At 56.5% G+C, this 12,759-nt stretch carries 8 protein-coding genes; 2 read left to right on the top strand and 6 right to left on the bottom strand.

The features are described 5' to 3' along the window. Nucleotides 1-87 precede the first annotated feature (87 nt). The 6 genes from IC232_RS24485 to IC232_RS24460 all read right to left on the bottom strand — a co-directional run bounded on the left by IC232_RS24485 (nt 88) and on the right by IC232_RS24460 (nt 10,590). Nucleotides 88-825: a hypothetical protein gene (locus IC232_RS24485; protein WP_190847575.1), complete on the bottom strand. Its 738-nt coding sequence runs from the start codon at nt 823-825 to the stop codon at nt 88-90. A 191-nt stretch (nt 826-1,016) separates the two neighbouring features. After that, nucleotides 1,017-2,753 carry a hypothetical protein gene (locus IC232_RS24480; protein ID WP_190847574.1) on the bottom strand — a complete coding sequence of 579 codons (1,737 nt, stop codon included), beginning with the start codon at nt 2,751-2,753 and terminating at the stop codon, nt 1,017-1,019. 1,168 nt (nt 2,754-3,921) lie between these two features. Then, nucleotides 3,922-4,125: a hypothetical protein gene (locus tag IC232_RS24475; RefSeq protein ID WP_190847573.1), complete on the bottom strand. Its 204-nt coding sequence runs from the start codon at nt 4,123-4,125 to the stop codon at nt 3,922-3,924. A 401-nt stretch (nt 4,126-4,526) separates the two neighbouring features. Next, on the bottom strand, nt 4,527-5,897 hold the full coding sequence (locus IC232_RS24470; RefSeq protein ID WP_190847572.1) for a hypothetical protein: 1,371 nt from the start codon (nt 5,895-5,897) through the stop codon (nt 4,527-4,529). 124 nt (nt 5,898-6,021) lie between these two features. After that, the gene (locus IC232_RS24465; RefSeq protein WP_190847571.1) at nt 6,022-8,280 is read right to left on the bottom strand and encodes an AAA domain-containing protein; all 2,259 of its coding nucleotides are present in this window, start codon (nt 8,278-8,280) and stop codon (nt 6,022-6,024) included. 1,125 nt (nt 8,281-9,405) lie between these two features. Then, nucleotides 9,406-10,590 (bottom strand): hypothetical protein, encoded by a 1,185-nt coding sequence (locus IC232_RS24460; RefSeq protein WP_190847570.1) that lies wholly within the window; start codon nt 10,588-10,590, stop codon nt 9,406-9,408. 224 nt (nt 10,591-10,814) lie between these two features. On the opposite strand from IC232_RS24460, the gene IC232_RS24455 reads away from it, so the two are divergent. Together IC232_RS24455 and IC232_RS24450 are read left to right on the top strand one after the other, a co-directional pair. Beyond that, nucleotides 10,815-12,467 (top strand): patatin-like phospholipase family protein, encoded by a 1,653-nt coding sequence (locus IC232_RS24455; protein WP_190847569.1) that lies wholly within the window; start codon nt 10,815-10,817, stop codon nt 12,465-12,467. Beyond that, nucleotides 12,458-12,679: a hypothetical protein gene (locus tag IC232_RS24450; protein ID WP_190847568.1), complete on the top strand. Its 222-nt coding sequence runs from the start codon at nt 12,458-12,460 to the stop codon at nt 12,677-12,679. The genes IC232_RS24455 and IC232_RS24450 overlap by 10 nt, the downstream gene beginning before the upstream one ends. Nucleotides 12,680-12,759: the final 80 nt, after the last annotated feature.

Below are 12,759 nucleotides of genomic sequence, written 5' to 3'. Positions count from 1 at the left end.
CTGGCGCCGAATTGGTAAGTTTATTGCGCGCCCACGGGCCGTGCATTTTGGTTTTCGAGAATAGGCGATATAGCCTGATCCCAGCCATCACCGTTCAGTTTGCGCGAATGCCTGTAACGTCTCCCAGATACGCCGAAGTAAGTTTCCCCGGTTGTTTCTGCTGCGTACTTGGGAGCCTGGAACCGTTTTTCCGCGGCTATCCCCTTCGACTGGAGACCGGCGCCGAGTTGGACGGCGTGCAGAGGACGACCGTTTTTTCCCAACGCGCTGCTCTTTGACAGCTGTATTGGCTGCCTCAAGCAAAACATCCCATTCAGCGGCAACCAGTATAGACGGGCGGAGGCGCGGCCCCTGGATTGCTATCGTCCAAATTGAGGTAAGTTCGATTGCTTTCTGGCGCTGCTCGTTGTTGACCCACTTACGGTGCCTAGAATCGACCAATTTCTCAATAGTTCGTTCAATCGAAAGTTTCTTTTTCCCTGAACGGTTCCACAGGACTCTGTTATGCGTGATTGCGATGAGGTCCACGTCATCAGGAAACGCGCTCGCAGACCCATAGGGTGCGCAGGTCCCTTCGTTGTCAAAGAACTCGATCAGTGCAGTGAGGCTCGAGGCGGCCAATACGCGAAACTGCCCGTCCTCCAGCCATATGCGGATCTGCCACTTGGAGCGGGTTTCGACTGCTTTTTGGCGTTCCTGTCGACTGACCCAGGCCGAACCGGTCCAATTGCGGTCGTTGCCGACGATGAAATCGATCGGGTTGATATCTATATTGCGTTCGAAAGAAAGAGCTAAGCCGAACTCGTGGTGAGGAAGTTTGATCATTTTTGAATAAAGATCTCGGTATGTAAGTTGCCCAGATTGGGAATGACCCTGCGGTTCCGCCGCAAAGGTGAACCGCAGTGATCTGCAAGACGCTCAAGCGCCTCAGGCTGCATCGGAAGAGACGCTCTGAGCGGATAAAATACCTCACTAGCTATCAGTCGCCTCCCAAATTTGCGACCTCAATGAGGTGATTACATTTCTACACCCTGGCTGGGCTTCTTGTCAGGTCGGCGCCTGATAATTTTGGCTTGCTCGAAACCAATTTGCGCTTCAGTGAACTTCTGCTGGCTGTCTCGTGAGAGATGCTGCTGAATCTGTCCTATCCGATCAAGTGCGTTGGAAAGAATCTCCATTTTCTTTTCAACCTGCGCTTCGCCCGCAGCCGAGTTCGCAAGGAGTTGCTTTGCTTCCTGGAGTTTACGTTTTGCAGCGCTCTGTTCTGCTAATGTATGCGCGGCAATCTGGTGTAGCTCCAGAAACCTGTCGAATACGATAAGGAGCGGATCTATTGCAGGCTGCAACTCAACCTGTTTCTTAAGAACGTCCTTCGAGGGGATTTGTCCTCGGAAGATCCTGTCGATACCCATCTCCAGCGCCCCTGCCCACCTGGCCTGAGCATTGGATCGCTGGTCCACTCTCTCGCGCTCCTGAGCAATGGCCTTTTTCGCAGCTATGATAGTAACGTGTTCGCGAGCTACTTCCGCCTTTGTGGTCTCCAGCTGCTGCCTATCTCGATCAACTGCGGCGCGCGCGCTCGTCAATTCGTTCCTCAGCTTTCTCACGTCGCTTTGCTCTCTTTCCAAATCAGCGCGGAGATTATCAATGAACTGGTCCGCTTCACGTATCTTAGTTGCGTGCTCTGTTCGCTCCCGGGCCAGACGCTCTTCTTCCACTTTAAGTTTCTGCTTTTTCTCAGCCAGCTCCTTTTGGTCGCGTCGGAGTTGCGCTTCCGTGCTGGCGAGTTCGTGCCGCGCAGTCGTGAGGCACTCGTCCTCCTCATCTAGCCGGCGCTGTCTTTCTGTTAGCTTCGTCTCGGTATTCTTTAGACCCGCTTCAGCCACTTCATAGGCATCCTCGGACATTTGGATTTCTGCACGCAAAAGGTTTTGTTCCCGCTCCACTTCTTGAGCACGGGCCTTGATTTTCTGAGCGTCCTCCGCGATTCTTCGGCGCTCTTCCTCCACCTCCGCCTTGTCCTGGAGGGCCTGCTTCATGATAGCCTCAGCTTCCGCCGTCTTGGCATCAGCAGCGGCGTATGCGGCCTTGATTTGCGGCACTTCAAGGTGCTCGCGCCCAGTCTCGCTCTTCCGGTCGCCACGCTGGATGCGAGGATCGAGATTTTTGGCGCAATACGCGGACCATAAAGTCTGTAGACCGGAATAACCCGTCCGTTCGCCACTCTGCTTCCGCCAGAAGGCATTGAGCTTGCTCACGGAGATCTCAAGGATGTCCGAACCTCGGCTGCCGTCCTTCCGAAGCCGGCTGGTGCGTGGGAAAATCGGCGCGACGTAGATGTCGACCACGCCTCCGCCTTCCTCGTCGAGGTCCATCCTGGCTGCTACCACACCCTTGATGTCTTGGACGAACGCCAGAGCTGCGCGATAGAGGCGCTCGTTGCGTTCGTTCCGCTCGTCGTGCAGATCCCCGGCTTCTCTGATCCAGTCTGGCGACACATTGAACTGCAGATTTACACCAAGAGGCGCACCCTTTCGGTAGCGAGCGCCGAAGTGCTTGGGGGCGGCTTTGAAGGCAGCATCGTAATCGCGCGGCCGATTCGGGAGCACCGCGTTGCAAGCCCATCCTGCCATCGGAACAGCACCGTGCCGCACCGAGGCGCTGGCGTCACCCTCGCGTAAGGCATGCCTCACCTGGGTTCTGACATACCCCTTGGTGTGAATGACCTTAACCCCGACCGACGCGCGAAACATCTAGTGGCTCCAACCTAGAGGGACGATTTCTTTGAGACGTTCTCTTGATCGGCACGGCCGATCAAGAGATGCCAAGTGGTGGCAGCGAATATTAATTTATAAACACACTAAGGATTAATATTCGTCGATAAAAAAGTTCTATTCCAACGCAAGTGGCTTGTCATCTGAATATTTTGAAAAGTAATCATAATTTTCTAGTGAAAGTCATGGGGTCATCGCAGTTGCAGTGCGCATTGAATACGAAGGCGGATGCTCGAACGCATCAAATTCACTGAAAAACTTGAGGCGCGACGACTTGCACTGCGGCAACCATTGCGGGTTTGTCCTGCCCATGGTTGGAGCGCATGTGTGCAAGCGATGAGGCCGAGTGGCTTGCATAAGGCTGAATGGAATGGGCATAAGCGTGCGAGCCGACTGCAACAGGCAGGGACGCGATCGTTTCACAGCACGGCCGGCTGTTATCGACCAATGCCGGGTGTAATTTCTCGCGACTGAAACAATTAAGGCTGCGGTTCTTGCACTCCTCACGCATAGCATCCCGTGCGAGGCTGTTCAGCTAGGCAGAGCTGTGATGCCGCGTGTGTCCTTACCGTTGCCGTTCTAATCATCAGGGACCGTCTCCCGGGACGAGCCAAGCGGGTCTGACTATGGCGAGAACGACAGCAACCACAATCTCGCGCGGTTCAGTCGCCTGTGAGCGACAGATCGGAGTGACAAGAGCCACTGGTGAATGTCCCTCGTGCGCGGAAGTTGCACTAGGGCATAGAGGAGACGCATGGCCATCTCGGCTCACACGGCCGGCAAACAGTGGCCGTCGGAGCTTCATGGTCCCTATAACTTGCCAGGGCGGGAGGTCGGCAGAATTGGACGATTAGTGAGGCAGGATGAGGACAATCTGGTTTTGGCAATCCTGAGCCCAATGTCTGAGGGCAGCAGTCTTTGCATGCCGAGAACTTCCTCAAAGACCGCCATGTCCCTGTCTGACTCGGTGCGAATGTTCGCGGCTCGACGGTCGTCGCAGTCGTTATTGGTGATTCTATGAGAGGTGGTCCAGCCGCTCTCGTAATCGGTGTGCGGCGAAGTCGCGAAAGGCCCGCATCTTCAGCGGCAGAGCTCCACGTCCGGCATGGAGGAGATGGATCGGCAGCAGGGCCGGGTTGTACGCCGGCTAGATGATATCGAGCATACCGTCCGGGACGGCCAGCACGCACTGGTAGTGCAGCACACGGGTGACGCCCACGTCCTGCACCGCCACCTGAATGGTTGCTTTGGCACCTTTACGCGGGAAGATCCGATTGAAGTGGGCTGCCAGCATGTCAAAACTCACACATGGCATACCGTCCAGCTCATCTGGCGGCTTGATGCCCTGCAACAGTCTGTCCAAGGCTGCTTCTAGATTCGCATTTGGCTCAAAGGTCAGTGGAGGAGTGCCGCTTCTCACTAAGGGGCCCAGATTCACAGTCCTATCCGCTTCGCCCTTGCTTTTGGGCCTCTTGAGCGAAGAGGCATGGAAAATTGATCGTGGAGTGGCTTGGAGTTCTGGATAGAGCTAAATCCCTGCGCCCGCCACGAGCCGATGGCAGTGACGTCAGCCTCCAACAAGTCCTCTTTGCTTACAGGTCAAACCTGGTCGGGACATGCCACCTCCCTCCAGAGAAGTGAAGGTGCCGATTCAGGGGCTCAAGCGCGATCGGATTGTTCTGCGTTTGATTACAAGCCGTGGTAAGGGGCGAAAGTCGGTCGCCATGAGAGTAGATACCCGTCTAAGGGTATCTACCAAGATTGGTCAGCTTCAAGAGCAGTTGTCAAACCAACCGCGTTTCCATCCGATCTCTCATATAGTCGCATGAGTGCATCATCGACGCTGGCTGGCCTCGGCTCCCGCATTCTTCGCCATGCGGGGATATTTTTCGCCGGACCTGCGTCGGATGAGTAATCGAGCAGTGACTTATAGTCGTAGAGGAGGTCGAGTTCATAAGCAGGATTGGCTCTCAGGATAAGCTCACGGCGCGACGTACCTTTTGGCCACTGCAGCAAATCGATAATCTGAACATACTGACGCCGTTGATCGGGAGTTACCTGACCTTCGAGCATATAATCGAATTTGGCCAGTCTATCCAAGTCATCCTCGCCACAGCTAGTGCTTTCACGATTGAGCATGAGCATATCAACGAACTCAAGACGTAAGCGAACCCATGGCCATATTGCTCTTCGATCGTATTCGAGCAGGATCTGTTCCTGAACTATCCAGCCGACACCTTTAATATAGCTCCTCGTGTCACGGTACCGTCTCCGAGACTCCTCCACCCATTTATCCTGTTCGGCCTCCGGCAGATCGCTGAACCTTACCACCTTCATCCATCTCTTAAAGTCATCCTCAGGCATATCCTCTATAACGAGTAACACTGGTAGGCTGCGGGTCCTTTCGAACTTTGGGTAGAGAGAAGCCAACTCTGGCGGGAACCGTGCCTCATCACATGGATCCGAAAAGTCATAGCAGATTCTACTATCGCTTGTTTTCTCAAGATCTTCAGTTGCATCAGCTTCGAAGCTCACAAACGCATTTTGACGTGCAACTTTCTCAGCGTGCTCCTGCCGTTCGGCCTCCAAAGCAGCCTCGCCGCTGTCAAAGGATCCGAACCTTGGATTTTTCCCATCAGGAGCATTGTCGTCTGAGTATGGATCCGTCAGCGCGGGCTGCTCAAAGCTTAGAGGCGAATCCAATGTCGTGTGAGCAATGTTGGTAGGTTGGACGATCGCGCTGGGACTCGGGGGGCTCACCCCACGCATGATGTCCATGACTGTACTTCTCGTCATGTGGACTTTCGCTCGCGACTTCCGCAGCGGGCAGGCCTCAGACCGAACGGATCCTTCTGCCGGGTTGTTAGGGCGTAAGACGTGATAGTAGCTCGGTAAAAGAGCCTCAGCAATTTGACTGCTGTATTTTCCTCCGATTGTTACCCTGTCTATAAAATCGAGCTGCTGGCGAACAATCTGTTCATTATTATCGCACTGCTCATTAATCCGCCGATAAGCTGTGGCGGCGTCTGCTCGCAGCGAGGCAATTTCGTCCAGTTGGCGCTTCAGGGCTTTGCGCCAATTCTTCGGGCGCATCGTACCCCATGGATAGGGGAAGGAACTCATGTCTTTTTCTCACTATCTGGATAAGTTTGAATTGCACATTGGCAGTGCAAACCCTTGGACAGGCTCGAATGATCGCAGCTGCGCAGTCATAGGACCAATAATGTCGAAGGCTCATCAGAGATGATTACGAGCGCATCCACATATTTTTGAGAGCGAGGATGAGTGTCTTACGCTCCGGCCGCTCCGAAAAGTCGCTGACATTCACCAAGGCATGAGGTAAGTCGGTGACCATCCAGCCGGCGTACCGCAGTTGCTCTTTCTCGGATGCTTCGTCGAGTACGTCGGCGAGGCCAGTGAGATAGATCATGCCGATATACTTCCAATCGGATCCACCAGAGTATCTCGGATCTTTCCGAACCATAAGGGCGCGACCAAACCTCTTGACGGAGAAGTCTTGGTAGAAGAGATCCCGCGCGAGTGTACCCTCAAATTCCTTGCCAGCCAGCGCTTGATGGCCCGCTTGGGCGGCGTGCAGATGAAAGCGAAGAGCCTCCACTCCTCTGCTGCCCGTCATCGGCAATGATGTCGCCCCATATCCACTGAATACCGATGTCCGGTATCGAGCGCGGGTCATCAAGACGTTGACACGGTTTTCACCATGCGGTGCAGATATTGGACCCAGATTCCGGTGGTACTCGCCATCCCGAGTGCGTCCATATGTCAGCGATACAAAGATCACGTCGCGTTCCTCGCCTTGGATGTCTTGAATAGAGCGAATGAACAGGTTTGCAGCCGCAGGGATCGCTGCGATCCCGTTGTCATTCTCCAGAAGCGTCCTAATGAGGATCCGCTGTGGTTCGTTCATCGTGATGATGCCGATGGTGTAACGAGGATTGTCCCTGACTTGAGTGCGAACAGCCTCAACGATCGTTTCCGCTTCCAGTAGGTTGGTTCGTGATTTGCGATCATAGACCCCATCGACATGATGATAGAGAAGGCCGAACTTCTCTGCCGGGAGAGGCGATGGAACGGTTCTGAGCTCAGTATCGTAATGAAGTCGGTTGGACGTATCGATCAGAGACGGGTGCCGCGAACGATAATGGCGCCTGAGCATCGTGCTATGGAAGCCTGCTCGTTCGGCGGCAGACAACAGGCTCATTGACAAGATGTCGTCGGTATCTCGGGCGCCTGTGAAGGACGTCATATGGTTCGGGGGCATCTGCTGGCTGTCGCCGCAGACGATGATCTGCTTCGAAGCACCAATGGCTGCGGCAGCTGACGACAGTAGAATCTGGGATGCTTCGTCGACTATTAGGATATCGAAACGCCAGTCCGGCGGGATATACAAAGCGAAGGCCTGTGGCGAGGTCAGGATCGCTCGGGGACGGGCCTGCTCCGAACAGGACATCAGCATACCCCGAATATCGGAGTCTGGCGGGGTACCTAGGCGGTTAGCGATACTTGCTTTGTCGAGACCTGTTCCCTGAAGCATGAGCGCGGGCTCGCAGTAGTCTGTCTTTTTCAGGCGGTTCCAGACGACTTCGATGGCGCTCATTTTCTCGGCCATAAACACGATGGATTTTCCGTCGGTCAGGCCGTTAGCAATCATGTTGACAATGGTTTGCGATTTACCTGTACCAGGCGGTCCCTGGACGACAAGTTCAGGGCACCCATGACGGATGAGTGTGATGATCTCATCTTGAAAACTGTCACTGTGGGCGGCGTGAATGTTTCGAGACTTATCTGTCGGAGGAAGCCACGCCTGTGGCTGGGTTACGGAGAGCTGTTCGGCGTCGTTTGCGACGACCAAACGCCGAAGCGTCGCATGCGTCATCAGGTGAGGGTTCTGCTCGGTATCGAGACGGTCGACCATGGCCTGTCCCGTCTGGGGAAAATGGCCGAGTACTGCCCGATCTTCAAAACCTGCGAACTCCCTAACGGCGTGTAGCCATTGTTCATTGAGGGGATCGGATGGTACGTGCTCTGTACCTATTCTGATGGTGCGGAGGAGATACTGGTTAACCTCGTCGGGAATAGGTGCACCTCGCATCAAGATGCGGTCAGGCTCGACCTCCAGACGCACCGATTTGAGTAAAAGGGGAGCATACAGCACCTTACCGCTTTTCGGGTTGCTCCATGCAGCGACTCCGAGACCAAGCCGGATAGCAGAAAGTCCTTGCCGATCCTGCAGCAAGGCATCTTCTTCAGAGATCTCGCATAGAATTTCGCGCGCGAGTGGTTGTGAAATCTGTGTCTCGATGTCTTTGCCGATCTCCAGAACCTGTCCGTCGTCAAGGGCCTCCCGGATTGCACGCGCGGATCCTTGCAGAACCAGGACGCGGCGGCTGTCCCGGTTTGGCAGATTGATCAGGCGGTTCCGAGGAGAATTGTCATAGAAGCTGAGGCGCATCGCCTCGATGCGAGCTTGGAAAATATCAGACATGGAGTATCTTCTTGCAATGCGTGCTGCACGCAGCCCGTAGTCGGGTTCGCTTTGGCAGCTTTTGAAAAGGGGCAGACCGCGTCCTAAGGGGCAGCGTGGCACTGTGCGTCGCTGACCTTGAAGAGCCTGATCAGAAAACGATTGCCGGGGAAGGTTGTCGCGAGATCCAATCCGCGATGGGATCCTGGCGACGCTCGCAACTGCGCTATCGACTCGGCGATCCGCAACGCTGATCGTAACCCGCGTTGGTGTGGGCTATTTGGAATAGATGCGGTCTGATCCTGGAGATCGCGCAGTGTACAGGCGCATAGCCGCGGAGCTGCGCGTGAGGTACTTGCGTAGCTCTGGCAGCGGGATGCAAATGCGAGGGCAGGGGAATTTCTGATCACTGAAGTCATCCAGATTGGGATGACCTGCATTGGATTCGGCACGGGCAGGACTAAAGGAACGCACCCCGCGAGCCCCTTCCCTGCAGGGGCCGCCGCGGTGACCCATCTGCACAGTGACCGGGGGATGTAGCCCTCAAAGCCCGATCAGAGTCCCAAGCGCTCTACGTCGCCATGACAATACGGGTCGTGTGAATTGGCCGCCCGCTCGTATGAGCGAGCATTACCAACGTTATAAATTAATGTCAAGCGGGCCCACTGCCTTCGATTGTGCTTTCCTAACAAGACCAAGTGTTCCGAGCTCATTTGTACAAGCCGCACTCGCCTGCGCGATTATCAGACCTTATGACCCGGTCTGGCCTACCAAGCGCAGCTAATGTTCCCGAAGCAGGCGAAAGCCGATGTGATTGTCTCGCATCACGCCTCCTTTCCAAAGTCGATTTGTCCTGACTTCCAGGAGGATGCTCTCAATGCGTTCTTCGTGAACAACCTCGATCCGGAGTGCTTTCTCAAAATCCGCCTCTGGATTCAAGGTCACGTCCACACCCCAGTCGACTATCTGGTGTCAGCCGGGGAACATGAAATGCGAGTTGTCTGCAACCCCTGGGCTACCCGATGACCCGTTCCGGCGGCGCGTTGGGATCGGAGTTGTCGAGATCCCGTCTCGAGGCATGTTGAGTCTACCTCTGGATGGCGTGGTTGAGGCTCGCGCGCCCGCACGTCACCCAAGGATCAAGCCTCACGTCGGCTTACGCCCTCCTGTTAGGCGCAGCGATCCGTCAGCGCCGGTGACCTTTGGCTGGTCAAGGTTGAGGTTTCCGAGCTTCCAGGACTGGAGGACCACAGAGCTGCTCCCGACCGCCTTAGGCTTTACGCCACCCTCAGCTACACGCTCGATCGTCAGGGTTTTGCCGCTCCAGTCCAGCAGGAGACGGTCGTCCGGGCCGAAGCCGGCCTGGTCCCACAGATCCCGCGGCAGGCGGATGGAGGTGTAGAACCGATCCGAGCGCTTCGCGTCTGGAATCGACTTCACCACAAGGGCCGCGGAGCTGGTCCGCCGGACTTGAGTCTCGGTTTTTGTCGAACGTGGGCTCGCCCTCGAGCGCTCTTTTGCCCTGGACGCCGTCAGAGGTTCTGGATCTGAGCTGAGTTCTGGATCCTGCTGTTCAACCGGTTCAGCCTCTCGTGTGAGCGGCTCTTTGGTCTTGGAGGCCTCTCGCTCAGGTGGGGAGGCGCTCGGGATGGACTGGATCGCGCTGACAACCTCCCGCAGGCCGCCGGCAATCTCGTCAGCCGAGTGAACCATCAAGGGTGCGAGCCGCGCGATGGCCTCGATCCGCTGACCGCCGAGAGCCACCAGCTTGCTCATCTGCTCCGCCATGCCTTCCATGGTCGAGCGAAGGCCTCTCAGTTCTGCGGCCATTCCTGTCAGGGCCTGTTCCACCTCGCGTGACAGGGCGGGGGCTGATCCGGTCTGTGGGGGCGCCTCCGGAGCGGAGAGGCGAGGGGACTGCACGGGCTTGGAGCGGAAGACCTCCGCAGCGAGCGCTTCAGGCTTGCCCAAGTGGCGGGCCAGGATATCAGCCGTATCCCGGGACCGCCTGTCCGCTGGGACGCTCACGCCACTTGAAGAGGGTGCAGTATCTGGCGACGTTTGGGGTCCTGCGCCGTTGGACGTCCGAGACTGCTGAACCTCTCGGGGTTTTGTCAGGCAAGCCGAACACAGGTCATGGGCCCGGTCGCGTCCGAGAAGCCAGCCGCGCTCTTTGAAGTAGCCTTTGACGAGCTCATCACCGGCAGGCCTGCCGGCCTCGTAGATGTCCGTCTTGTGGCAGCCTGAGCATCGAGCGGCGAAGCGGTATCTGGACGGGGCTCCACCACTGCGGGTGATCTGCGGCTCGAACTGACGTGCGATGCCGGGCATGTGTCTTGTCCTATGCTAATCGTAACAAGCTTTCCGGCGAGGAACGGGTCTCAATCCCTGACAGGAAAGCAACTGAGAGAATGCGAGAGCACATAATTCTTTACCGGAAATTTTCCAAGCGGATGGGCCTGTTTGTTTGAAGGGATGTTTTTACCGAGTCCTGCTACCTACAGGCGGTTCAAGCCTATTGAAGCACCGTGTCCCGAGGCTGAGGCGATAGATTGATGATCCAGGAGGACGAGCCTGCCCAGGACAGGACTGTTGATCGCGTGTTCGTCGCATTCGAAGGGGGAGGCGCAAAAGGCCTTGTCCATATCGGTGCACTGAAGGCGCTTGAGGAATATGGAGCAAACATCTGCGGGCTCGCAGGAACCTCAGCCGGTGCTATCATTGCAGCCTTGCGAGCGACCGGAATGCATGCCGATGATATGGCTGATCCCGTCCGTGGCACAACACTGCTGCCGTTACTTGGTCCGAGATTCCGAGCGGCAACCGACATTTTCGGCCGGGGAGGATGGGCACGGATTGCTGCTCTACGTTCTGCTGCAATAGCCTTCTCCGGTCGCCGCCGGATGGTGACAGTCAGCTTGCTGCTTCTCGCCCTGTTTGGCTCTTTGTTCGTCGCCCATGATTACGGTCGATGGGCTGTCGCACTCGCAGTGGCTTTTTGGATTAGTGTCGGTGTGACTGGAGGCCTCTGGCTGCTCAGCGGTCTGTCGAGTGTGCATATCTTTCGGGACGCCTTGCGGAAGCTGTTGCAGGAGCGCCTTTTTCCCACTGAACCGGGACGTGATGTTCTCTTCTCCGATTTCAGCGTTGATGGCCGGCCAACCTTGAAGATTGTCGCCACCGACCTGAATGCACGTCAGCTCAGGCTGTTCTCACCCGAACAGACACCGGATATCCTGGTTGCCGATGCTGTGGCGGCCTCGATTTGCCTTCCCGTGATCTTCCGCCCCTTTGAATTCGGATCGTCGGTCTTTCTGGACGGTGGCCTCGTGTCGAATCTGCCGGCTTGGCCCTTCGACGAGGAGCGTGCGCTCGACCCTGACGCGCTGACGATAGCCGTCGAGATCATCGATACCACGTTGAACGATCCGGTTTCGCCGACAGGATGGCTTGGAGCTGCGGTGAAAACGGCGATCTTCGGCTCCTCCGTTTTGAACAAGCGGGCAGTCGGCCGGCTCGAGTTAGTCCCGATGGAAACCCAGCTGAAGGTGTTGGACTTCGATATCGGAGCGGATGCCGCGCTAAGGGCAGTCGCGGAGGCTACCAATTATGCCCGAGCCCGCATTGTGCAGCGGCTTCTGGAGGGGCCCGGTGTTCTGCGAGAAGCTGCCCGGGACGTTTATGTGCTCACCTGTGCCGTGCTGGAGGAGCAGGGAAGCATTTTCGCCTCGGGGACTTTGACAGGCCGTATACGGGTCGCCCTCGCCATCAAAGAAGCTGGATTGTACCGCTCCCTCAGGCTCCGGCACGGGATCGGCTACGAGGAGCATACCGATGAGGCGATGCTATTGCCGATGGAAGGTTCGCTTGCCGGCCGAACCTGGTTGGGACGAGAGCCCACCTTTACAGAAATCGTCCAGGTGGCCGGATTGCTTTACGATGCGGAGGGTACGGAAATCCTTCCAGGTCCGGCGAACCGCCAGCGCCGACGCCTGATCTGGCCGGAACTCGCATGGTCGCTGTGCGTTCCGGTGTTCACGGCCGGGCAAGATGAGCCTGCCTTTGTCGTTGTTGTGGAGGGCGAGGAGCGGGTGGCCGCGGAGGCCCCGGACCTGGAGAGCGTCATCAACTTGCTCTCTGAGGGAATTAACACCATATTTGAAGAGCCGCTTAAGCGGCTAGCAAGGCTTGGTTATTCATGGGCGTGAAAATCCTTCGTGGCGCAGCCGCCACCAGATCTGCAGGCTCAACTGGCCAGCGCAATACGCTCGACCCGAGCTTCGTTGAACGGGTGCGGGCAAAAGCGGCTGCAAGCAGCAGGACGCTCACGGCCAAGGCGCAGCGGATTGTCGAGGAGCATGACCGCAATCTGGCCCGGATTACGGATCCGAAGCTGAAGGCAAGTGCTCTGAAGCGGTAAGGGTGCCCCTCAGACATCTTTATTATATAACATTTCGCATAACAAGCCTTTTGACAAGAAGTCTGCTGATGGTCTGAGGG

The sequence above is a fragment of the Microvirga sp. genome (genome assembly GCF_014699075.1).
Taxonomy (GTDB): Bacteria; Pseudomonadota; Alphaproteobacteria; order Rhizobiales; family Beijerinckiaceae; genus Microvirga.
The sequence above is the reverse complement of the archived record's forward strand: the minus strand, read 5'-3'. Positions and strand labels throughout refer to the sequence as shown.

What these genes read in the sequence shown, in the direction of transcription:
- IC232_RS24485 (WP_190847575.1), bottom strand. Translation starts at nt 825, where the DNA reads ATGATCAAACTTCCTCACCACGAGTTCGGCTTAGCTCTTTCTTTCGAA.
- IC232_RS24480 (WP_190847574.1), bottom strand. Translation starts at nt 2,753, where the DNA reads ATGTTTCGCGCGTCGGTCGGGGTTAAGGTCATTCACACCAAGGGGTAT.
- IC232_RS24470 (WP_190847572.1), bottom strand. Translation starts at nt 5,897, where the DNA reads ATGAGTTCCTTCCCCTATCCATGGGGTACGATGCGCCCGAAGAATTGG.
- IC232_RS24465 (WP_190847571.1), bottom strand. Translation starts at nt 8,280, where the DNA reads ATGTCTGATATTTTCCAAGCTCGCATCGAGGCGATGCGCCTCAGCTTC.
- IC232_RS24460 (WP_190847570.1), bottom strand. Translation starts at nt 10,590, where the DNA reads ATGCCCGGCATCGCACGTCAGTTCGAGCCGCAGATCACCCGCAGTGGT.
- IC232_RS24455 (WP_190847569.1), top strand. Translation starts at nt 10,815, where the DNA reads ATGATCCAGGAGGACGAGCCTGCCCAGGACAGGACTGTTGATCGCGTG.
- IC232_RS24450 (WP_190847568.1), top strand. Translation starts at nt 12,458, where the DNA reads ATGGGCGTGAAAATCCTTCGTGGCGCAGCCGCCACCAGATCTGCAGGC.